We start from the raw sequence: 22,581 nt of genomic DNA on the forward strand, positions 1-22,581 counted from the left end.
GACACGGAGGACGCGGCGGCGTTGGCCCGGCTGGCTTCCCCGGATGCCCCGTGGAGTTGACGCCCCGTGGAGTTCATGAACCCCGACCCGCCCCCTACTTCTTCTTCCCCCTGGCCGCCTTGCCCGCCCGCGAGACCTTCGGCCTGCGCACGGGATCGGACGGTCCGGGAATGGTGGCGAGGTGCGGGACGGAGAACTGGCGGTTGGCCACGGTCTGTCGGCGGACGGAGGCGGGCAGGTCCGGCAGGGCCAGCAACCTGTCGCATGCCTCGACGGAGGCCGCGAACTCGCCCACCCAGTAGGCGGTGATCGAGAACTCGAAGAGGAGCCCCCATCGGTACACCCAGGGCTGGGTGAAGAGCAGATCGTCCGGTTCCGGTCTGCCGACGACGTCGACGAGCAGGGCGTACGCGGTGCGGTGGCGGCCCGCGAGACGCAGGCGGGACGCCAACTCGTAGCAGGCTTCCAGCCGTTGGGGGCGTCCGTCCCACGCCCGGGAGAACGCGTCCATCGCGCCAGGCCAGTCGTCGGTCCGCTCCGCCCGCAGGACCCCCGCCTCCAGGAGCGAGCAGTAGACCTCCTCGCCCCAGCCGCCCATCCCGGCGCGACGCTCGTAGAGGGCGATCGCTTCCTCCGCGTGCCCGAGGTCGCGTTCGGTGTTGGCCAGATAGAAGACGGTGCGCGGATTGTCCGGGGCGCGCTCCAGCTCACGGCGCAGCAGGCGCGCGTCCCGCTCGAACTTGTCGCCGCGGCAACCGCCGTCGGCCTGGTCCTCGATGACGAGGGCGCCCAGGTTCTCCTGGGTGTCGGGCTCGTCGGTGCACGGGTACTCGTGCGTGACGCCCTCGTAGCGCCACAGCCAGTCGCCCCGCATCAGGTGTTTGAACCGGTGCTGGGTGCCGGGGCCGTCGTAGCGCAGCATGTACGAGCCGGCCGTCAGCCGCGGCAGCGGGGCGTCCTGCCGCAGGACGTGGTCGGCGTCGAGGGTGAGCAGGTAGTCGGCCCTGTCGCGGGCGAGCTGGATGTTCCGGGTGCGGTTGTGCCCGAAGTCGATCCAGGGTTCCTCGTGGAGTTCGCCCGGAACACCGTCCAGCACCTTGCGGATCAGATCCTGCGTGCCGTCCGTGGACCCGGTGTCGGAGATCACCCAGTAATCGATGAGAGGGCGAACGGCCTCCAGACAACGCTCGATCACGAGCGACTCGTTCTTGACGATCATGCACAGGCAGAGGGTCTGCTGCTTCACGGCCTCACCCGTCCCGGACGCTGACGTCCCGTCGGAAACACGCGCGCCACAGTGGCACGCACCCGCTCCCCGCCCACCCATCCACGCGGAGGACCGCGCCCGAGAGCCCCCGAACAGCGGCGACTTAGCCCGGACGGGTGATCGCAGGTAAAAAATGCCCCATCAGCACGCATCGATTAGTCCGATACGACGATAAATGGCGCGTTCCGCGCCACTACGGGGGTCACCCCGGTTCGCCCGGGTCAAGCTCGCACTCGGATTCGGGAGATCACCCGAACCGGTCGAGCAAGGAGCATGTGGATGAGTCCTGAGTTCCGAACATCGCCGCTCGGGCCACTGGCCCGGAACAGGTTCAGGAAAGCGGGCATGGTGGCCTCGCTCGCACTGGCCCTGGCGGCCGGAGCGGCCGGCCCGGCCACCGCGGCGGCACGGACCATGCCCGAACAGGTCAGAGCGGCAGCCGGCAACGGCGGCGGCGACTGCAAGCCGCACCACCATCACAAGTCCGAGGCGACCCAGTCCGGCGGCAAGGACCACTGCAAGGGCCCGACCGGGCCTACCGGGCCCAAGGGCCCGAAGGGCGACCCGGGTCCGGCTGGCCCGAAGGGTGACCCGGGCCCGGCCGGACCTGCCGGATCTGTTGGACCGCAGGGCCCCGCCGGAGCCGTCGGACCTGCTGGACCTGCCGGAGCGCAGGGCCCCATCGGACCCGTCGGACCTGCTGGACCTGCCGGAGCGCAGGGCGCGCAAGGACCCATCGGACCCGCCGGCCCCATGGGCCCCGCCGGAGCCCAGGGCGCGCAAGGCCCCGCCGGAGCCGTCGGACCGCAAGGCCCCGCCGGACCGCAGGGTGCCACCGGCCCCTGCTCCGACATCGACGCCTACCACCCCCAGGGCAACGTCGAGTACCGCAGCGTACTGACCAACGGGCGCTACTACGCAGGCATTCGCGACCTCACCGGCAGCGAGGCCAACCCGATGCTGTGGACCGACCTCACCAACCACACCGGATACCCCGCGGGCGGTGCCGCGGGTCTACCGTGCGGCACCGCCGTGAGCGAGCACCCGACGTCCTCGGGCGTACAGTTCGACGTCCTGACCACCACAGGACGGGTCTACGAGATCACCTGCGGGTTCAACTCCAACGGTCCCAACCCGGCGATCCTGAACTGCGGCACCAACACCGGCAACGTCTGGGCCGAGATGAACCGGCGACCGGCGACCGGCGCCGTCAACGGCGGGACGGTCGTCCCCTAACTTGTGAACGGGGGTCCGCCGGACCGGCTTCCGCTCCATCGGACCCCCTTCGCACCCTCAGTGCGCGTGCCCGCCACCCGTCCCCGCAGGCTGCTTCACCGTCAACGGCAGCAGCTTCTTCCCCGTCGGGCCGATCTGGATGGACGTGTCCATCTGCGGGCGCACGCAAACAGGCACTCGGGGCCGAGGGCTGCACCAAAACAAAGATCATCGAGACCAAGCCCGGACAGCTCCCCACCACGTAGGGGCGCCGCACGAGCGCCCCGGCCTCAACCAAAAGGCGAGGCTCAATGCAGACGAGCGAGGCCTCGACTACGACGCCACGGTCTCGCCACACCCCCCTTACACTTTCGCCACACACCTTGGGGGGTAAATGAGCAGCGACACCACACCCGCGCGAAGATCGCGGAGGCACGTCATCCTCGCGGGCGTCCTCATCGCCGTCCTCGCCGCACAATCCACCGCACTCATCGTCCAACAGACACAGATCAGCAACCTGGAACACAAGGCCAGCCGGCCCGGCCGCGCCGGCCCCTCAGGTCCTCCCGGACCAGCGGGTCCACCCGGACCGATCGGCCTCACCGGACCAGCAGGGAAAGACGGCAAGGACGGGCAAGACGCCATCGGAACCGCCAGCATCCCCAGCAACCCCCAGGTGCAGCTCACCGAGACCGAGGCACGCGCCCACTGCGAGACAGTCGCCGACCAGGCCTACCCCAGCGGCAGCAACACCGGCGACCAGTCACTCGACACCCTCACCGATGCCTACAGCGCCACCATGCACGAGAAGATCTTCAAGCAGTGCATGGGCGAACAGGGCTACCCGCAGTAGAAGCAACAACACCCGCCTCGGCGGCGGACGCGATCCGCGATCGCCCGCCATCCTCTGCACGAGAGCAGAGGCAAGACCCGGAGGGATGGATCCGCGGCTCACAGCGGGTCAACCAGAAACGCGACGCGTTCTACGCCTTGGCCCGGCATGACCTGGGGGTCACCGAGCCCCCGCCGCCATCCCGGAACTGACCCCGTGAATGGCAACCGCAGGACCGGTCCGCCAGCTGAGCACATGGACCAGGCCGCACTTCAGCCGTGCAGCGCCTCAAACTTCAGGCTAAGGGCCTCGCGGACCTCAGACCCACTCCACACCTCAGAGTGAATCCCCAAGGAGGCTCCTGGCGGCGGCAGCGGCGTCCACGGCATCTCTCGCACGATGGGCTGCCGTCCGGACTGCGCCCCGAGCGCCCTCAGGACGGCAGCCGCCTCTTCCTCGCCGCCGTCCTCCAGGGCCTCCGCAATGCACCGCAACGCCTCACTCACGTCAGTGCGTATGCCCGCTGCTCGCAGCACCCTTGACCGTCAGAGGCAAAAGCTTCTTACCGGTCGGGCCGATCTGAATGTCCAGGCCGAGCTGCGGACACACCCCGCAGTCAAAACAAGGCGTCCACCGGCAGTCCTCGACCTCTGTCTCGTCGAGGGCGTCCTGCCAGTCCTCCCAGAGCCAGTCCTTGTCGAGGCCCGAGTCCAGGTGGTCCCAGGGGAGGACCTCCTCGTAGGTCTTCTCGCGGGTGGTGTACCAGTCGACGTCCACGCCGAACGCCGGCAGGGTCTTCTCCGCGCAGCGCATCCAGCGCTCGTAGGAGAAGTGTTCGCGCCAGCCGTCGAAGCGGCCGCCGTCCTCGTAGACCGCGCGGATGACCGCGCCGATGCGGCGGTCGCCGCGCGAGAGCAGGCCCTCGACGATGCCGGGCTTGCCGTCGTGGTAGCGGAAGCCGATCGAGCGGCCGTACTTCTTGTCGCCGCGGATCTTGTCCCGGAGTTTCGTGAGGCGGGCGTCCGTCTCCTCCGCCGAGAGCTGCGGGGCCCACTGGAACGGGGTGTGGGGCTTGGGGACGAAGCCGCCGATCGAGACCGTGCAGCGGATGTCGTTCTGGCCGGAGACCTTGCGACCCTCGGCGATCACCCTCGTCGCCATGTCGGCGATCTGCATGACGTCCTCGTCGGTCTCCGTCGGGAGGCCGCACATGAAGTACAGCTTGACCTGGCGCCAGCCGTTGCCGTACGCCGTCGAGACCGTGCGGATGAGGTCTTCCTCCGAGACCATCTTGTTGATGACCTTGCGGAGGCGTTCCGAGCCGCCCTCGGGGGCGAAGGTGAGGCCGGAGCGGCGGCCGTTGCGCGTGAGTTCGTTCGCGAGGTCGACGTTGAAGGCGTCCACGCGGGTCGACGGGAGGGACAGGCCGATCTTGTCCTCCGTGTACCGGTCCGCCAGGCCCTTCGCGATGTCGCCGATCTCCGAGTGGTCCGCCGAGGAGAGCGACAGCAGGCCGACCTCCTCGAAGCCCGTCGCCTTCAGGCCCTTCTCGACCATCTCGCCGATGCCCGTGATCGACCGCTCGCGCACCGGGCGGGTGATCATGCCCGCCTGGCAGAAGCGGCAGCCGCGCGTGCAGCCGCGGAAGATCTCCACCGACATGCGCTCATGGACCGTCTCCGCGAGGGGGACCAGGGGCTGCTTCGGGTACGGCCATTCGTCGAGGTCCATGACGGTGTGCTTCGAGACACGCCAGGGGACGCCCGACTTGTTGGGGACCACGCGCGCGATACGGGCGTCAGGCAGGTACTCGACGTCGTAGAACGCGGGGATGTAGACCGAGCCCGTCTTCGCCAGGCGGAAGAGGACCTCCTCGCGCCCGCCGGGGCGGCCCTCCGCCTTCCAGCCTCGGACGATCTTCGTCATGTCGAGGACGGCCTGTTCGCCGTCGCCGATGATCACCGCGTCGATGAAGTCCGCGATCGGCTCGGGGTTGAAGGCCGCGTGGCCGCCCGCCAGCACGATCGGGTCGTCGAGCGTCCGGTCCTTGGACTCCAGCGGGATGCCCGCCAGGTCCAGGGCCGTGAGCATGTTCGTGTAGCCGAGTTCGGTGGAGAAGGACAGGCCGAACACGTCGAAGGCGCCCACCGGGCGGTGGCTGTCGACCGTGAACTGCGGGACGCGGTGCTCCCGCATCAGCGCCTCCAGGTCCGGCCACACGCTGTACGTGCGCTCGGCGAGGACGCCCTCCTGCTCGTTCAGAACCTCGTAGAGGATCATGACGCCCTGGTTGGGCAGGCCGACCTCGTACGCGTCCGGGTACATCAGCGCCCAGCGGACGTCGCACGACTCCCACGGCTTCACCGTGGAGTTGAGCTCGCCTCCGACGTACTGGATCGGCTTCTGCACATGCGGGAGCAGGGCTTCGAGCTGCGGAAACACGGACTCTGCGGCCGCAGCGACTTCGGCAGGCATCTCGCGAACCTTCGTGAGCGGTACTGAACGGACGGGTGACCATCCAGACTAACGCGATCCCGGACCTCACCCGTAACCCGTACGCCCCGGCCGTCAGCCCTGCACGGACCCCTCGGCCACGATCGCCTGCCACGCCTCCGGCAGCGCGGCCTCCACCGCCGCCGCCCGCTGCTCCTCCCGCCCGTACAGCACCCCGTACGTGAACGAGTTCTCCCCCGCCGCGTGCGCCACCGCGGACAGCTCGCGCAGGGTCTCGCGGACCATGACGCTGTCCTGGTGCTCGCCGAGCAGGCTGGTCAGGGACTTCATGGACTTGGCCAGCCCACGGGCCGGGGCGCCGAGCGCGGGGCTCGCCGTCTCCGCCGCGTACCGGGTGCGCTTGGCCTTCTTGCGGGCCTCGTGCAGGGCGAGGTCGCGGTCCGCGCCGGGTGGAGCGTCGATCGCCTCCGCCACGAGCGCGGAGACCTTTTCGAAGTCCTTGCGTACGGCCTTGCCGATCACCTTCTCCGGTGTGCCGGCCGCGTCCGGCAGCAGCGGCGGTTCGGCCACCAGCCCGTCCAGGGTGTCGAGCAGCGCGAGATACCGCTTGGAGTCCAGGACGCCGATGAGCCTGCGGCGCGAGCCGCCGCGCCGGGCGTTGGCCCAGGTGCGCATCCGGGTGCGGATCGGGCCGGAGACCAGGGTGCGGGGCAGTTCGGCGAGGACCGCGGTGAGGCGTTCGGTCATCACCTCGCGGTCCCGGTCCACGCCCAACTCGCTTGCCAGCCACTTCAGTTCATCGCCGACCGGGTCGGTGACCGTGCGGTCGAGGACCTTGCCGTAGGAGCGGAAGGTGCTGCGCAGCCGGCGGGTGGCGACCCGCATGCGGTGCACGGAGTCGTAGGCGTCCTGTCGTACGGCGGGGTCGAGTTCGAGGATCGCGTCGCGCTGCTCGCGGACGTAGGCGAGGACGTGGTCACCGGCGGTCCGGGGTTCCTCGGGGGCCGGGGGTGCCTTGCGCTTCTTCGCCTTCTTCGGCTGCTTCGAAGCGGTCTCCGCGAGCGCCCGCGCCAGCTTCGACGCGGACGAGGACGGTCGTACGCCCGCCTTGCGCAACCGTTTCTCCACCTTGTCGAGGAAGGCCGGGTCGCCGTCGTCCGCCAGCTCGACCTCGATCTCGGTCCACTGCGCGGTGGCGCCGCCGTCGGCGAGGCGTTCGGCGTGTACGGCGTCCACGCTGACCTCGGCGAGCAGCGTGCCGTCCGCGTCCACGAGGTGGCGTACGTCACGGTCGGAGCGGAGCCGGACCACGGGCAGCAGTTCGGCCTCGCGGACCCGGGAGCGGACCAGCCCGGCGAGGGTGCGCGGCACGGTGTCGGAGAGCGGCTCGCGGATCTCGTCGCGGACCCCGGGCGCGACCGGCACCTTCAGGTGCCAGCCGGCGTCGGAACCGCCGGTGCGGCGGCGCAGCGTCATCGAGGCCTTGGCCAGGCGCTCGTCGGCCGTGTCGTAGTAGACGGCGTCCAGGTTCGCGACGCCCTTGTCGATGACGGCCCGGACACCGGCGACGCCGGTCAGGTCGGGCAGACCACTCTCGTCGGACTCGTACTTACGCTCGATCTCGCGCTTTGTGTCCGCCATGAACTGAATCTAGTTGCTGACGGGCCGGGATGGCAGGGGGCGTCCCAAATGAACCCTGGGGAAATCCGAGCGAACCCGCAGGTAACGGCTACGCGGACATGGGGCGCTGGACCCTGATCGACTGGAGCAGGCCCACCGCGATCCACACCGCGAACATCGAGGTGCCGCCGTAGGAGACGAAGGGCAGGGGCAGGCCGGTGACGGGCATGATGCCGAGGGTCATGCCGACGTTCTCGAAGGACTGGAAGGCGAACCAGGCGACGATCCCGGCGGCGACGATCGTGCCGTAGAGCTCGGTCGAGTCGCGGGCGATGCGGCAGGCGCGCCACAGGACCACGCCCAGGAGGACGAGGATCAGGCCCGCGCCGACGAAGCCCAACTCCTCGCCCGCGACCGTGAAGACGAAGTCCGTCTGTTGTTCGGGGACGAACTGGCCGGTCGTCTGCGAGCCGTGGAAGAGGCCCTCGCCGGTGAGGCCGCCGGAGCCGATCGCGATGCGGGCCTGGTTGGTGTTGTAGCCGACGCCGGCCGGGTCGAGGCTCGGGTTGGCGAAGGCGGCGAAGCGGGCGATCTGGTACTCGTCCAGGATGTGGAGTTGCCAGACGGCGATCGCGCCGATCGCGCCCGCGCCGAGCAGTCCGAAGATCCAGCGGTTGGGGGCGCCGGAGGCCAGCAGGACGCCGAGCACGATGATGACCATGACCATGACCGACCCGAGGTCGGGCATCAGCATGACGATCATCATCGGGACGGAGGCCAGGCCCAGGGCCTGGAGGACCGTGCGGTGGTCGGGGTAGGGCTTGTCGCCCGCGTCGACCCGGGCGGCGAGCACCATCGCCATGCCCAGGATGATCGTGATCTTCACGAACTCCGAGGGCTGGAGCGAGAAGCCGCCGCCGAGCACGATCCAGGAGTGCGCGCCGTTGACCGTGGAGCCCAGCGGGGTGAGCACCAGCAGGATGCCGAACACCGAGGCGCCGTACAGGAACGGGACGACGACGCGCAGGGTGCGGTGGCCGACCCAGATGACGGCGATCATCAGGGCGATGCCGATGCCGGCGTTCATCAGGTGCCGGATCAGGAAGTAGTACTCGTCGCCCTGGTTGATCTCGGTGCGGTTGCGGGTCGCCGAGAAGACCAGCACCGAGCCGATCAGGGACAGGCCGATGGCCGAGAGCAGTATCGGCCAGTCCAGGCGGCGGGCCAGCGAGTCACGGGCGAAGACCCGGGTCCAGCCGGCCCGCTCGGGGCCGTATCCGGAAACGGAGAAGCTGTTGCCGGTCATGTGAGCATCCTCCGGCTTCCCCTTCTGCGCGGGCGCCTGCGGGTGTTGCTGTTGGTGGTGGTCGGGGAGGGCGAGGTGGCGGGCGGCTGGGTGTCGTCCGTGGCCGTGACACCGCCCTGGGTCGCCTTCTCCTGCTGCTTCTCCAGCTCCTTGGCCGGGTCGGCGGTGATCTTCGGGGAGGCGATCGTGCCGTCGGCGCGGACCTTGGGGAGGCTGGTCTGCGGGGTGGGCAGCAGCGCCTTCTTCTTGTCGATGGAGCCGTCGGCCTGGACGCCGTACATCGCGTTGTAGATGTTGCGCACGGCCTCACCGGAGGCGCCCGAACCGGTACCGGCCTGGGCGATCGTCATGACGACCGTGTAGTCCTTGGTGTACGTCGCGAACCACGAGGTGGTCTGCTTGCCGTAGACCTCGGCGGTACCCGTCTTGGCGTGCAGCGTGATCTTGTCCTGGGGCCAGCCCTGGAACTTCCAGGCGGCGGTACCGCTGGTGACCACGCCCGCGAGGGCCTTGTCGATGCCCTTGTGCGTGGCCGCGCTGATCGGCAGCTTGGCCTTCACCTGGGGCTTGATCTCCTGGACGGTCTTGCCGTCGGCGCTGACGATCGCCTTGCCGATGGTCGGGACGTACTCGGTGCCGCCGTTGGCGAGGGCGCCGTAGATCATGGCCTCCTGGATCGGCGTGACGAGGGTGTCGCCCTGGCCGATGGAGTAGTTGATCGAGTCGCCCTCACGCATCTTGTTGCCTTCGAGGCAGTTCTCGTACGCGATCTGCTGGACGTACGTGCCGCCCTTCTTGCCGGTCCTGCACCAGTAGGCCTTGTTGGCCTCGTAGGTCTCCTGCTTCCACTTGCGGTCCGGGATGCGGCCGGTGACCTCGTTCGGGAGGTCGACGCCGGTGGTCTTGCCGAGGCCGAACTGGTGGGCCGCCTTGTAGAAGTAGTCCTTCGGCTCGCCCTTCTTCGGGTTGATGCCGCCGTCCTTCTTCCACTGGGCGTCCGCGAGACCGTAGAACACGGTGTCGCAGGAGACTTCGAGCGCGCGGCCCAGGGAGATGGGGCCGAAGTTCTCGCCCTCGAAGTTCTTGAAGACCTGGCCGCCCACCGAGTACGAACTCGTGCAGGGGTAGCCGCCGTCCCACGCGTAGCCGGCCTCGACCGCGGCGGCCGTGGAGACCACCTTGAACGTCGAACCGGGCGCCGACTGACCCTGTATGGCCCGGTTGAGGAGCGGGTAGTCGGAGTTCTTGCCGGTGAGCTGCTTGTAGTCCTTGGCGGAGATGCCGCCGACCCAGACGTTCGGGTCGTACGTCGGCGCGGACGCCATCGCGACGATCCGGCCGGTCTTGGCCTCCATCACGACGACGGCACCGGAGTCGGCCTTGTAGTTCTCGCCGGTGATCTTGTCGAACTGCTGGCGGGCGGTCTTCATCGCCTTGTCGAGCTGGTACTCGGCGACGCGCTGCACGCGGGCGTCGATGCTGGTGACGAGGTTCGAACCGGGCTCCGGGGCATCGGACTTGGCCTTGCCGATCACACGCCCGAGGTTGTCGACCTCGTAACGGGTGACGCCGGCCTTGCCGCGCAGCTCCTTGTCGTACTGGCGCTCAAGGCCCGAGCGGCCGACCTGGTCGGAGCGCAGATACGGCGAGTCGGAGTCCTTGGCCTGGGTGATCTCGTCGTCGGTGACCGGCGAGAGATAGCCGAGGACCTGGGCCGCGTTGGCGTCGCCGGGGGCCGCGTAACGGCGGACGGCCTCGGGCTCGGCGGTGATGCCGGGGAAGTCCTCGGCGCGCTCGCGGATCTGCAGGGCCTGCTTGGCGGTGGCCTCGTCGGTGATCGGGATCGGCTGGTACGGCGAGCCGTTCCAGCAGGGCTGCGGGGTCTTCGCGTCGCACAGCCGGACCTTCTGGATGACGTCCTCGGGCTTCAGGCCCAGGACTCCGGCCAGCTTGGTGAGGACGGCCTTGCCGTCGTCGGCCTGCTTCAGCAGGTCGGTGCGGGAGGCGGAGACCACGAGCCGGGTCTCGTTGTCCGCGAGGGGCACACCGCGCGCGTCCAGTATCGAACCGCGCACCGCGGGCTCGACGACCTGCTGCACATGGTTGCCGGACGCTTCCTTCTGGTACGCGGCGCCCTCACGGATCTGCAGGTACCAGAGGCGCCCGCCGAGGGTGCCGAGGAGGGAGAGGACGAGGATCTGGATGACGACGAGCCTGATCTGAACCCGTGGAGTCCGTCCGGTCTCCGGAATGTTAGTCATGGGCGTAGCCCATCCCTTTGAGGGTGGTGGTGGGAGACGGGTGGGCGTTGGTCATTGGTGCTGCCTCCCCCTCTCAGTGCGTGTACGAGTCGCTGTGTGTATGAGTCATATACGACCTACCTGTGTGGCCGTACGCCGACTCCCGTGCCGCCAACTCCTGGGCCCTCAAAGCCGCTTGACCCCCTTGATGCGCCCGGCCCGGGCCACCCGCGCGCGAGCCGTCTTCATCCGCAGGCCACCGCGCTGGCCGCCGATCTTGAGACCGGTGCCGGAGGAGAGCCAACCCGAGGAGATGTCGGCCGACTTGGCGGCGTTCGTCTCGGCGAGGGGGTCGTTGTCGGCGCGGCGGGCCAGCGCCATGACGCCGGGGACGATGAACGGGGCGAGCAGCAGGTCGTACAGGGCGGCCGTGAACAGCAGGCTGGGCAGGCCGACATGGCGGGCGGCGGTGTCGCCGACGAGGGCGCCGACACCGGCGTAGAGGAGGGTGGAGCCGATCGCGGCGGCGACCACGACGGCCATCGGGCCGCTCGCCGACTTCAGGCGGCCGTTCTCCGGCTTCGCGAGGCCCGCGAGGTAGCCGATCACGCAGAGCACCAGCGCGTAGCGGCCGGCCGCGTGGTCGGCGGGCGGGGCGAGGTCGGCGAGGAGGCCGGCGCCGAAGCCGATGAGGGCGCCGGTGACATGGCCGTAGACCATGGCGAGGCCGAGGACCGTGAGGAGGAGCAGGTCGGGGACGGCGCCCGGGAGGTGGAGGCGGGCGAGGACGCTCACCTGGATCACCATGGCGACGACGACCAGCGGCACGGAGAGCAGGATCCGGTTGACACGCATGGGGAAGGGCTCCTAGCTCCTACTGCTGTTGCTGGCCGTCGACCGGCGCGTTCGCGGACGGGGTGACCGTGACGGTCACCGTCGGGATCGGGGTCGGCTTGGGCTTCGCCGGCAGGACCGTGTCGCGGGGGTCCTTCTTCGGGGCCTCCACGACCACGCCGACGATGTCGAGCTTGGTGAAGTTGACGTACGGCGTGACGTAGAGCGTGCGGGTCAGGCCGCCGCCGGAGGGGTCGACGCGGGAGACGACACCGACCGGGACACCGGGCACGAACGGCTTGTCGGCCTGCGAGCCGAAGGTGACAAGACGGTCGCCCTTCTGGACCTCCGCCTTGCCGTTGAGGAGTTCGACGCGCAGCGGGCCGTCGCCCTCGCCGGAGGCGAAGCCGAGTTCGTCGTTGCCCTCCATGCGGGTGCCGACGGTGAAGTCGGGGTCGTTGGCGAGGAGAACAGTCGAGGCGTCCGGGCCTACGGTCGTCACGCGGCCGACCAGCCCGTCGCCGTTGAGGACGGTCATGTCGCGCTTGATGCCGTCGTTGGCGCCGACGTCGATGGTGATCGTCCAGGAGAAGCTCTGCGCGGCTCCTATGGCGATGACCTGGGCGCCCTTGATGCCGTACTGGCCCTCGCCGGCCACCTTCATCATCTTGTCGAGCTGGGTCAGGCGGCTGCGGTTGCGGTCGTCGCTGCCGAGCTTCGCCTTGAGGGCCGCGTTCTCCTTCTCCAGGAGCGCGAGCCGGTCGTGCCGCTCACCGGAGTCGCGGACCGCGGAGATCGCGTCGCCGACCGGGTTCACGGCGGACGACACGCCGTTCTCGATCGGGCCGAACACGGTGGCCGCGGCCCGGCGGGCACCCTCGACCGGCGAGTCCTGCCCTCCCCGGATGTCCACCGTGATCAACGCGAACGCGACGGCGATCAGCAGCACCAGGAGCAGCCGGCTCTCTCGTGTGTCCCTCACGTGCGGCGGCCGTGCCTTCCTCATAGAAATGTGCAGAGGTTCGGGTATGCAGATGTGCGGGTGTGCAGGTGTGTACGAGGGCCCGTCAGATGTGAATGGAGGCCCATGACGGAGCCTATGCCTCCGTATCAACGATCCGCCGCACGAGAAGAGATCATCCCGTACGGCGGAATCGAAGCGTTACGTCATCTGCGCGGCTGGGCGTCCAGAACCTGCTGGAGCGCCTCGAACTCCTCGACGCACTTGCCGGAGCCGAGCGCCACGCTGTCCAGCGGGTCCTCGGCGATGTGGATCGGCATTCCGGTCTCCCGGCGCAGCCGCTCGTCGAGACCCTTCAGCAGGGCTCCACCGCCGGTCAGAACGATTCCGCGGTCCATGATGTCCCCGGAGAGCTCCGGCGGGCACTTGTCGAGGGTCGTCTTCACCGCGTCGACGATCGCGTTGACGGGCTCTTCGATCGCCTTGCGGACTTCGCCGGCGGAGATGACGACGGTCTTGGGCAGGCCGGAGACGAGGTCCCGGCCGCGGATTTCGGTGTGCTGGTCGTCGTCGAGGTCGTACGCGGAACCGATCGTGATCTTGATCTGCTCAGCCGTCCGCTCACCCAGAAGGAGCGAGTACTCCTTCTTGATGTGCTGGATGATCGCGTTGTCCAACTCGTCGCCCGCGACGCGGATGGACTGGGCGGTGACGATGCCACCGAGCGAGATGACCGCGACCTCCGTGGTGCCGCCGCCGATGTCCACCACCATGTTGCCCGTCGCCTCGTGGACCGGCAGGCCGGAACCGATGGCCGCGGCCATGGGCTCCTCGATGATGTGCACCTGACGCGCCCCGGCCTGGGACGACGCCTCGATGACGGCACGGCGCTCGACGCCCGTGATGCCCGAGGGCACACAGACGACGACACGGGGACGGGCGAGATAGCGCCGCTTGTGGATCTTCAGGATGAAGTAGCGGAGCATGCGCTCGGTGATCTCGAAGTCGGCGATGACACCGTCCTTCAGCGGACGTACGGCAACGATGTTGCCCGGTGTCCGCCCGATCATCTTCTTGGCTTCGGAGCCGACCGCGAGAATGCCACCGGTGTTGGTGTTGATGGCGACGACGGACGGCTCGTTGAGTACGATCCCGCGACCCCTGACGTACACCAGCGTGTTGGCGGTCCCGAGGTCGACAGCCATGTCACGGCCGATGAACGACATTGAGTTCCCCATCAGGATTCGTCTGGCCTTCCCGGGAGCTTTTGAGGGCTTTTCAGGTCGGCGAAGTGGGTGCAGTGACGTGAAGGCTTCCATCGTAGACGCGCCATCACGAACACTGCGCGAGGGTCTTCGCCATTGTCAGCATGTGAGGCACTGCCTCGCTTGTGGAGACGGCCCAACGGGGGCACTCGTTCCCCCGATCGGCACGCATATGCCAAGAGACGGCCGGAAAATCGCGGCCGTCCCTGGTCAGGCATGTGGGTTACGGATGGAGATGTGCGGGCTGCTGATGGAGATTCAGGAACGCCCCGGGAAGAAGATCTTCACCTCGCGTTCGGCGGACTCCTCCGAGTCCGAGGCGTGGATCAGGTTCTCCCGCACGATGACACCGAAGTCCCCGCGGATCGAGCCCGGCGCGGCGGCGATCGGGTCGGTCGGACCGGCCAGCGCGCGCACGCCCTCGATGACCCGCTCGCCCTCGACGATCAGTGCGACGACCGGACCGGAGGCCATGAACTCCACCAGCGGCGCGTAGAAGGGCTTGCCCTTGTGCTCGCCGTAGTGCTGCTCCAGGGTGTCCTGGTCCAGGGTGCGCAGCTCCAGCGCGGTGATCCCCCAGCCGTCCTTGCGCTCGATGCGGCTGATGATCTCGCCGGTCAGGCCACGACGAACGGCGTCGGGCTTGAGCAGGACGAGGGTGCGCTGGGTCACGACGGGACTCCTTCTGATCATGATGGTGCGGGGCGGCTCACAACAAAGCCGAGGCTACAGGGCGTGTCCATGCGTCCGTTACGCAGCGTCAGGTGTAGTGGGGTCGGCCTGCGCCGCGAACCGCGCCTTCGCCTCGTCGATCTTCCGGCCGTAGTGCACCGACGCCCACCACAGGGCCGCGAAGATCACCCCGAGGAAGAACATCGACGGCACCACGAAGCCCGCCGCGATCAGCGCGATCTGCAGCGCCCAGCCGAGCACGATGCCGGCCGGCCGGGTCACCACGCCGCACAGGGCGACCGACAGGAACATCGCGATCCCGCACACCGTCCACACCGTGGACGTGGTCAGATCCGGGTCCTTCATGGCGACCAGACCGGCGAACCCGATCACGAAGAACTCGCCGAGCAGAGTCGAAGAACAGAGCGTGCGCACGGAAACTCAGCCCCTCCCGAGAAGCAGTCGGGCCTCACCTACGGTGATGACGGAACCGGTGACCAGCACACCGCCGCCCGCGAACTCGCCGTCCTCCTCGGCCAGCGTGATCGCCGCCTCCAGCGCGTCCGGCAACCGCGGCTCGACCTGCACGCGCTCGTCGCCGAACACCTCGACGGCGATCGCGGCCAGCTCGTCCGCGTCCATCGCGCGATGACTGGAGTTCTGCGTGACGACGACCTCGGCGAACATCGGCTCGAAGGCTTCGAGCAGCCCGCGGACGTTCTTGTCGCCGCTGGCCCCGACCACCCCGATCAGCCGACTGAAGTCGAACGCCTCCGCCACGGCCTCGGCGGTCGCACGGGCGCCCGCGGGGTTGTGCGCCGCGTCGAGCACAACGGTCGGCGACCGCCGCACCACCTCCAGCCGCCCCGGCGAGGTGACGGACGCGAAGGCCTTCCGCACGGTGTCGATCGCGAGCGGATCGGGCCGCTGGGCCCCGACCCCGAAGAACGCTTCTACGGCGGCCAGGGCGACGGCGGCGTTGTGGGCCTGGTACGGCCCGTGCAGGGGGAGGTAGATCTCCTCGTACTCGCCACCGAGACCGCGCAGGTTGATCAGCTGTCCGCCGACCGCGACGCTCCGGGACACGACCCCGAACTCCAGCCCCTCACGGGCCACGGTCGCGTCCACCTCGACGGCCTTCTTCAGCAGCACCTGCGCCGCGTCCACCGGCTGCTGCGCCAGGATCACGGTCGCGTCCTGCTTGACGATGCCGGCCTTCTCGGTCGCGATCTCACCGGTCGTCTCACCGAGCCGGTCGGTGTGGTCGAGATCGATGGGCGTGACGACGGCGACATCGGCGTCGATGACGTTGGTGGCGTCCCAGGTGCCGCCCATCCCCACCTCCACGACGGCCACATCGACGGGCGCGTCCGCGAACGCGGCGTACGCCATCCCCGTCAGCACCTCGAAGAACGACAGCCTGAACTCCTGCTGGGCGTCCACCATTTCGATGTACGGCTTGATGTCGTTGTACGTCTCGATGAACCGCTCGGCGGAGATCGGGGCGCCGTCGAGGCTGATGCGCTCAGTGATCGACTGGACGTGGGGAGAGGTGTAGCGGCCGGTGCGGAGCTCGAAGGCGCCGAGGAGGGCCTCGATCATGCGGGCCGTGGAGGTCTTGCCGTTGGTGCCCGTGATGTGGATCGAGGGGTACGAGCGCTGGGGGTCCCCCAGGACGTCCATCAGCGCGGCGATACGGGTGACCGACGGCTCCAACTTGGTCTCGCCCCAGCGGGTGGCCAGCTCTGCCTCCACCTCGCGGAGGGCGGCGTCCAGCTCGGGGTCGTCGGGGCGACCGGGTACGTCGGCCTGGGGGGCGCCGGTGCCCTGGGTGCGGAGGGTTCGGCTGCCGGCCTCGATGACCGCGAGGTCGGGGTCGCGGTCTGTCTCGGCCTCGATGATCTCGTCGAACGGGTCGCTGTCAGTCACAGGGCCAGTTTAGGGGTGCGCCGAAGGATGGGGGTGGCTGGTCCTGTTTGGCGGGCGCGGGGAACGTTGTGGCTGGTCGCGCTCACGCGGCGGAGCCGCAAATCGAGCACTGCCCCGCGCCCCTGGTGGGCTACTGCTGAGGCAGGCTCTCCAGCTGGGCCTTGATGCGGTCGATGTCCTCGTCGGCCTTCGTCAGGCGGCCTCGGATCTTGTCGACCACGTTGTCCGGGGCCTTGGCCAGGAACGCCTCGTTGCCGAGCTTGGCCGTCGCCTGGGCCTTCTCCTTCTCGGCGGCGGCGAGGTCCTTGGCGAGACGCTTCCGCTCCGCCGCCACGTCGATCGTGCCGGAGAGGTCGAGGGCGACCGTGGCGCCGCCGACCGGGAGGGTGGCCGTCGCCGCGAAGGCGTCGCCCTCCGGCTGGAGGCGGAGGAGCTGGCGGATGGCGGCCTCGTGGGGGGCGAGGGCCGTGCCGGTCAGCGTGAGGCGGGCCGGGACTCGCTGGCCGGGCTGGAGGCCCTGGTCGGCGCGGAAACGGCGGACCTCGGTGATGACCTGCTGGAGCGTCTCGATCTCGCGCTCGGCCGCCTCGTCGCGGAAGCCACTGTCCTTCGGCCAGTCCGCGACGACGATCGACTCGCCGCCCGTGAGGGTCGTCCAGAGGGTCTCCGTGACGAACGGGACGATCGGGTGCAGCAACTTCAGGGTGACGTCGAGGACTTCACCGAGAACGCGGCCGGAGACCTTCGCGGGCTCGCCGCCCGCCATGAACGTGGTCTTCGACAACTCGACGTACCAGTCGAAGACTTCGTCCCACGCGAAGTGGTAGAGCGCGTCGGAGAGCTTGGCGAACTGGAAGTCGTCGTAGAGCGCGTCGACCTGGGAGACCGTCTTGTTGAGACGGGAGAGGATCCAGCGGTCCGTGGCCGACAACCGCTCGGCGGGCGGGAGTTCGCCCTCGATCGTCGCGCCGTTCATGAGCGCGAAGCGCGTGGCGTTCCAGATCTTGTTGGCGAAGTTGCGGGAGGCCTGGACCCAGTCCTCGCCGATCGGGACGTCCGTACCGGGGTTGGCGCCGCGGGCCAGGGTGAAGCGGACGGCGTCGGAGCCGTACGCGTTCATCCAGTCCAGCGGATCGACCGCCGTGCCCGAGGACTTGGACATCTTCTTGCCGAACTGGTCGCGGACCAGACCCGTCAACGCGATGGTCTTGAAGGGGACTTCGCCGTCCATCGCGTACAGGCCGAACATCATCATCCGGGCGACCCAGAAGAAGATGATGTCGTGGCCGGTGAGCAGGACGTCCGTCGGATAGAACTTCTTGAGATCCGGGGTCTGTTCGGGCCAGCCGAGGGTCGAGAAGGGCCACAGGCCGGAGGAGAACCAGGTGTCCAGGACGTCGGAGTCCTGCGTCCAGCCCTCGCCGCTCGGCGGCTCGTCGTCCGGTCCGACGCAGACGACCTCGCCGTCCGGGCCGTACCAGACCGGGATGCGGTGGCCCCACCACAACTGCCGTGAGATGCACCAGTCGTGGAGGTTGTCGACCCAGTCGAAGTACCGCTTCTCCATCTCCTGCGGGTGGATCTTGACGCGGCCGTCGCGGACCGCGTCGCCGGCCGCCTTGGCGAGCGGGGCGACCTTGACCCACCACTGCATGGACAGGCGCGGCTCGATGGTCGTCTTGCAGCGCGAGCAGTGGCCGACGGAGTGGACGTAGGGCCGCTTCTCGGCGACGATCCGGCCGTCGGCGCGCAGTGCGGCGACGATCGCGGAACGGGCCTCGAAACGGTCCAGGCCCTCGAAGGGGCCGTGGACGGTGATGACACCGCGCTCGTCCATGACGGTCAGCGACTCCAGGTCGTGCCGCTGGCCGATGGCGAAGTCGTTCGGGTCGTGGGCGGGCGTGACCTTGACGGCGCCGGTGCCGAACTCCGGGTCGACGTGCGTGTCCGCGACGACCGGGATGGTGCGGTCGGTGAGCGGCAGCTTGATGTGCCGGCCGACGAGGTGCTTGTACCGCTCGTCGTCGGGGTGGACGGCGACAGCCGTGTCACCGAGCATCGTCTCGGCGCGGGTCGTGGCGACGACGATGGTGTCGTCCCCCTCGCCGTACTTCATGGAGACGAGTTCGCCGTCGTCGTCCTGGTACTCGACCTCGATGTCCGAGATCGCGGTGAGACAGCGTGGGCACCAGTTGATGATGCGCTCGGCGCGGTAGATCAACTCGTCGTCGTAGAGCCGCTTGAAGATGGTCTGGACGGCCTGGGAGAGGCCCTCGTCCATGGTGAAGCGCTCGCGGGTCCAGTCGACGCCGTCGCCGAGGCGGCGCATCTGGCCGAGGATCTTGCCGCCGTACTCGTCCTTCCACTGCCAGACACGCTCGACGAAGGCCTCGCGGCCCAGGTCGTGGCGGGACTTGCCCTCCTTGCCGAGCTCGCGCTCGACGACGTTCTGGGTGGCGATCCCCGCGTGGTCCATGCCCGGCAGCCACAGCGACTCGAAACCCTGCATGCGCTTGCGACGGGTCAGCGCGTCCATCAGCGTGTGCTGGAAGGCGTGTCCGAGGTGGAGGCTGCCGGTGACGTTCGGCGGCGGGATGACGATCGTGTACGGCGGCTTGTCGCTCTTCGCGTCCGCCTCGAAGTAACCCCGCTCGACCCAGCGCTCGTACAGCGGCCCCTCTACGTCGGCCGGCGCGTACTGGGTCGGCAGTTCGGAGTCGGGCGCTGATGGCTGCTGCTGAGCGTTCTCGGTCACGGGGCCAGTTTAGGTGGCGATACCTGTGCTCCGAACCTCGATTTGGGGTGCGGAGAAGACCGCTCCAGCCCTGCGGGCACCCACGCGGTACCCACATCGAACAAATGAGCTGGGAATGTTTGTCCGATGGGGTAAATTTTTACATGTTCACGCCACCCCGTCGGACGAGGAGACTCCGTGGCTCACAAGTTGGTAACCGCAGCACGAGGGCTGGCCGCGACCGGCTTTATCTTCACGTGCACGATCCTGTTCGCGCAGCCCGCCTCAGCCGCCTATCACGGCTGCACAGCCATTTGGTCCGAGGGCGTCGAAGTACCGCACAGCGTAGCCACAGGTGGTGGCTCTCAGGCCTACACGGGCCGTAACACCCTGACCGACGTCACCTTGACCGTGGCGGACACAAGAGCCGACGGACACCATGTCGCGATCAGACTGGTCACGCGGAAGTCCGACGGCAGTGACCACTACTGGACTTGGCACCACCTCTACGCGGGTGAAGGTACGAGTCAGACCTGGGACACGACGGCGTCCGACTCCGCCGGCATTCACACGGTCTGGCGCCAAGTCGGCCTGTTCGAAGGGGACTCGCTGATCACTTCCTGCGTCACGGCCGGTGAGAGCAACCCTCTGTGGTAGGCCGCGTCAACCCGGTACCAGCCGACCACTGAACCCGTTCAACCCCAGCACACGCCGTCCGCCCGGCTGCATCGTTCGCCTGTTTGGTAACGATGCGGGCCCGTCAACGACTCGTGTCGGTCCTTCCGCGAGGATGTCGCGCAAAGCACGGACAACGGGAGGAAACCAGCCATGAGTTACAACCAACCGGGGCCGTACGGGGGGCAGCCTCAGCAGCCCGGCCCGTACGGTCAGCCGGGTCCCTACGGCCCACCTCCGCAGCAGGCCCCGCAGGGCGCCCCTCAACCCGGCTACGGCTACCCCCAGCAGGCTCCCCCGGCCCAGCCCGTCCACGGGTACCCGCAGCAGCCCTACGGCCAGCCGCAGCCGCCGTATGGTCAGCAGGCGCCCTATGGTCAACCTCCTTACGGGCAACCACCGTTCGGGGTTCCACAGCCCCCGCCGGCCGGCGGGAAGAAGAAGACCGGGCTCATCATCGGCGCGGTGGCGGTCGTGGTCGCGATCGGTGTGGGCGTGTACTTCGTCATCGGTGGCAGCGGGTCGTCCGGCCTCGCGGACGACGGTCCGCACAAACTCACGACGCCGGCGAAGGTACTCGGGAACTACAGCCGGGCGACCAAGGACGGCGACACCAGCGACAGCGGCTCCTCGACCGTGAAGGACCTGGAGAAGAGCGGCGTCAAGAACGGCACCGCCGTCTTCGGCGCCTACACGACGGCCGACCTGAGCGGCTACGACCCGAGCGATCCCTCCACCGCGCCCGGCGAGACGGAACTCCTCACGGCCAAGGGTGTCCAACTCATCGGCGCCTACGGCAAGATCGCCGATCCGGAGAAGGCCCTGGACGCGTTCTTCGCGGACATCCAGAAGGACGTCAAGGAGAGCAACTCGTCCAGCAGCAGCACGACGGGCGGGAGCGAGCTGGTCGGGGAGCCCGAGTCGGTCGACATCGACGGCGCGGTCATGAAGTGCCAGGCGGCCAAGGGCACCAACCAGGTGACCAAGAAGACGCAGACCGACTGGTTCTGCGCCTGGGCCGACTACAGCACCATCGCCATGGTCTCCCCCGGTGACAACACGGCCGACGTGTCGAAGACCACCGCCGCCGACATGACCACCAAGCTCCGCAAGGAAGTTCGGGTGAAGAGCTAGCCCGCCTCCGACGAACCGCGAAGGGCGCCCGGTCAGTTGACTGACCGGGCGCCCTTCATGTTGTACGGAGACTGTCGGTTACGCCGTCTTCTGCTCCCCCGGGCCACGCCCCCGCGCGTCACGCGGGATCAGCGTCGGGTTGACGTTCGAGAGGACGACGTCCGCCGTGATGACCACGCGGGCCACGTCCTTGCGGGACGGGACCTCGTACATGACGCCCTGGAGGACTTCCTCCATGATGGCGCGCAGGCCGCGTGCGCCGGTCTGGCGGAGGATGGCCTGGTCGGCGATGGCTTCGAGGGCCTCGCGCTCGAAGTCCAGCTCCACACCGTCGAGTTCGAAGAGGCGCTGGTACTGCTTCACCAGTGCGTTGCGCGGCTCGATCAGGATCTGGAGCAGGGCCTCGCGGTCCAGGTTGTGGACCGAGGTGATGACGGGGAGGCGGCCGATGAACTCGGGGATCATGCCGAACTTGACCAGGTCCTCGGGCATGACGTCCTCGAACTGGTCCTTGGACTGCAGCTCCCGCTTGGAGCGGATCGTCGCCCCGAAGCCGATGCCCTTGGCGCCGGCCCTGGACTCGATGAGCTTCTCCAGGCCCGCGAAGGCACCGCCCACGATGAACAGGACGTTCGTCGTGTCGATCTGGATGAACTCCTGGTGGGGGTGTTTACGGCCGCCCTGCGGCGGGACCGAGGCCGTCGTGCCCTCCAGGATCTTCAACAGGGCCTGCTGGACGCCCTCGCCGGAGACGTCACGGGTGATCGAGGGGTTCTCGCTCTTGCGAGCCACCTTGTCGATCTCATCGATGTAGATGATCCCGGTCTCGGCCTTCTTGACGTCGTAGTCCGCCGCCTGGATCAGCTTGAGCAGGATGTTCTCGACGTCCTCGCCGACGTAGCCCGCCTCCGTGAGCGCGGTCGCGTCGGCGATCGCGAACGGGACGTTCAGCATGCGGGCCAGGGTCTGTGCGAGGAGGGTCTTGCCCGAGCCCGTGGGGCCGAGCAGGAGGATGTTGGACTTCGCCAGCTCGATGGCGTCCTCGCGGCTCTGGCCGCCGCCGTTCTCACCGGCCTGGACGCGCTTGTAGTGGTTGTACACCGCGACCGAGAGTGCCTTCTTCGCCGACTCCTGGCCGACGACGTAACCCTCGAGGAACTCGTAGATCTCGCGGGGCTTGGGGAGTTCCTCCCAGCGCACCTCGCTCGTCTCCGCGAGTTCTTCCTCGATGATCTCGTTGCAGAGGTCGATGCACTCGTCGCAGATGTACACACCGGGCCCTGCGATGAGCTTCTTGACCTGCTTCTGGCTCTTGCCGCAGAACGAGCACTTGAGCAGATCGCCGCCGTCACCGATGCGTGCCACGGTGTGCTTCCCCTTCGCCTGGGAGCCGCCTGGGTACAGCGACTCCTGGTGCTGCCTTATGTCCGACGGTACCTTGCC

At 68.5% G+C, this 22,581-nt stretch carries 17 protein-coding genes; 4 read left to right on the plus strand and 13 right to left on the minus strand.

The window, feature by feature from the left end; genetic code table 11:
• Window positions 1-94: 94 nt before the first annotated feature.
• The gene (locus JHN45_RS29985; RefSeq protein WP_307783225.1) at window positions 95-1,246 is read right to left on the minus strand and encodes a glycosyltransferase; all 1,152 of its coding nucleotides are present in this window, start codon (window positions 1,244-1,246) and stop codon (window positions 95-97) included.
• Window positions 1,247-1,612: 366 nt separating this feature from the next.
• Here JHN45_RS29985 and JHN45_RS29990 point away from each other — a divergent pair, with 366 nt between their 5' ends.
• Both JHN45_RS29990 and JHN45_RS29995 read left to right on the plus strand, forming a co-directional pair.
• Window positions 1,613-2,503 (plus strand): hypothetical protein, encoded by an 891-nt coding sequence (locus JHN45_RS29990; RefSeq protein ID WP_236584273.1) that lies wholly within the window; start codon window positions 1,613-1,615, stop codon window positions 2,501-2,503.
• 373 nt (window positions 2,504-2,876) lie between these two features.
• Window positions 2,877-3,335, plus strand: a complete 459-nt coding sequence (locus JHN45_RS29995) for a hypothetical protein (protein WP_200709864.1) — start codon at window positions 2,877-2,879, stop codon at window positions 3,333-3,335.
• Between the two features lie 486 nt (window positions 3,336-3,821).
• Here the strand turns inward: JHN45_RS29995 and JHN45_RS30000 are convergent, their stop codons facing one another.
• The 11 genes from JHN45_RS30000 to JHN45_RS30050 form a co-directional block, all read right to left on the minus strand.
• Window positions 3,822-5,789, minus strand: coding sequence for a TIGR03960 family B12-binding radical SAM protein (locus tag JHN45_RS30000; protein WP_200709863.1), 1,968 nt, complete (start codon window positions 5,787-5,789; stop codon window positions 3,822-3,824).
• A 93-nt stretch (window positions 5,790-5,882) separates the two neighbouring features.
• Complete coding sequence (locus JHN45_RS30005; RefSeq protein ID WP_201051669.1) at window positions 5,883-7,409, minus strand: CYTH and CHAD domain-containing protein; 1,527 nt, start codon at window positions 7,407-7,409, stop codon at window positions 5,883-5,885.
• 88 nt (window positions 7,410-7,497) lie between these two features.
• On the minus strand, window positions 7,498-8,694 hold the full coding sequence (gene rodA, locus JHN45_RS30010; protein WP_201051670.1) for a rod shape-determining protein RodA: 1,197 nt from the start codon (window positions 8,692-8,694) through the stop codon (window positions 7,498-7,500).
• Entirely contained in the window at window positions 8,691-10,955 is a 2,265-nt protein-coding gene (gene mrdA, locus JHN45_RS30015) for a penicillin-binding protein 2 (RefSeq protein WP_201051672.1), read from the minus strand. Before mrdA ends, rodA begins: the two co-directional genes overlap by 4 nt.
• A 165-nt stretch (window positions 10,956-11,120) precedes the next feature.
• On the minus strand, window positions 11,121-11,789 hold the full coding sequence (gene mreD, locus JHN45_RS30020; RefSeq protein ID WP_200709859.1) for a rod shape-determining protein MreD: 669 nt from the start codon (window positions 11,787-11,789) through the stop codon (window positions 11,121-11,123).
• Window positions 11,790-11,808: 19 nt separating this feature from the next.
• Complete coding sequence (gene mreC, locus JHN45_RS30025) at window positions 11,809-12,750, minus strand: rod shape-determining protein MreC (protein ID WP_200709858.1); 942 nt, start codon at window positions 12,748-12,750, stop codon at window positions 11,809-11,811.
• A gap of 185 nt (window positions 12,751-12,935) precedes the next feature.
• Window positions 12,936-13,955 carry a rod shape-determining protein gene (locus JHN45_RS30030; RefSeq protein ID WP_019065566.1) on the minus strand — a complete coding sequence of 340 codons (1,020 nt, stop codon included), beginning with the start codon at window positions 13,953-13,955 and terminating at the stop codon, window positions 12,936-12,938.
• Window positions 13,956-14,252: 297 nt separating this feature from the next.
• A complete protein-coding gene (ndk, locus tag JHN45_RS30035; RefSeq protein WP_200709857.1) occupies window positions 14,253-14,666 on the minus strand; it encodes a nucleoside-diphosphate kinase in 414 nt (137 codons plus the stop codon).
• Between the two features lie 78 nt (window positions 14,667-14,744).
• The gene (locus tag JHN45_RS30040; protein ID WP_201051674.1) at window positions 14,745-15,101 is read right to left on the minus strand and encodes a DUF4233 domain-containing protein; all 357 of its coding nucleotides are present in this window, start codon (window positions 15,099-15,101) and stop codon (window positions 14,745-14,747) included.
• 6 nt (window positions 15,102-15,107) lie between these two features.
• Window positions 15,108-16,595: a folylpolyglutamate synthase/dihydrofolate synthase family protein gene (locus JHN45_RS30045; protein ID WP_201051676.1), complete on the minus strand. Its 1,488-nt coding sequence runs from the start codon at window positions 16,593-16,595 to the stop codon at window positions 15,108-15,110.
• Window positions 16,596-16,725: 130 nt separating this feature from the next.
• Window positions 16,726-19,350 carry a valine--tRNA ligase gene (locus JHN45_RS30050; RefSeq protein ID WP_201051681.1) on the minus strand — a complete coding sequence of 875 codons (2,625 nt, stop codon included), beginning with the start codon at window positions 19,348-19,350 and terminating at the stop codon, window positions 16,726-16,728.
• Between the two features lie 390 nt (window positions 19,351-19,740).
• Between JHN45_RS30050 and JHN45_RS30055 the strand changes: the two genes are divergently transcribed.
• Window positions 19,741-19,986, plus strand: coding sequence for a hypothetical protein (locus JHN45_RS30055; protein ID WP_201051683.1), 246 nt, complete (start codon window positions 19,741-19,743; stop codon window positions 19,984-19,986).
• Window positions 19,987-20,157: 171 nt separating this feature from the next.
• Window positions 20,158-21,138, plus strand: a complete 981-nt coding sequence (locus JHN45_RS30060; protein ID WP_201051685.1) for a hypothetical protein — start codon at window positions 20,158-20,160, stop codon at window positions 21,136-21,138.
• A 78-nt stretch (window positions 21,139-21,216) separates the two neighbouring features.
• On the opposite strand, the gene clpX is transcribed toward JHN45_RS30060, so the two are convergent.
• Entirely contained in the window at window positions 21,217-22,503 is a 1,287-nt protein-coding gene (gene clpX, locus JHN45_RS30065) for an ATP-dependent Clp protease ATP-binding subunit ClpX (protein WP_019065572.1), read from the minus strand.
• Window positions 22,504-22,581 lie beyond the last annotated feature (78 nt).

Origin of the sequence: Streptomyces sp. MBT53 (assembly GCF_016654115.1) — a bacterium.
Lineage (GTDB): Bacteria > Actinomycetota > Actinomycetes > Streptomycetales > Streptomycetaceae > Streptomyces.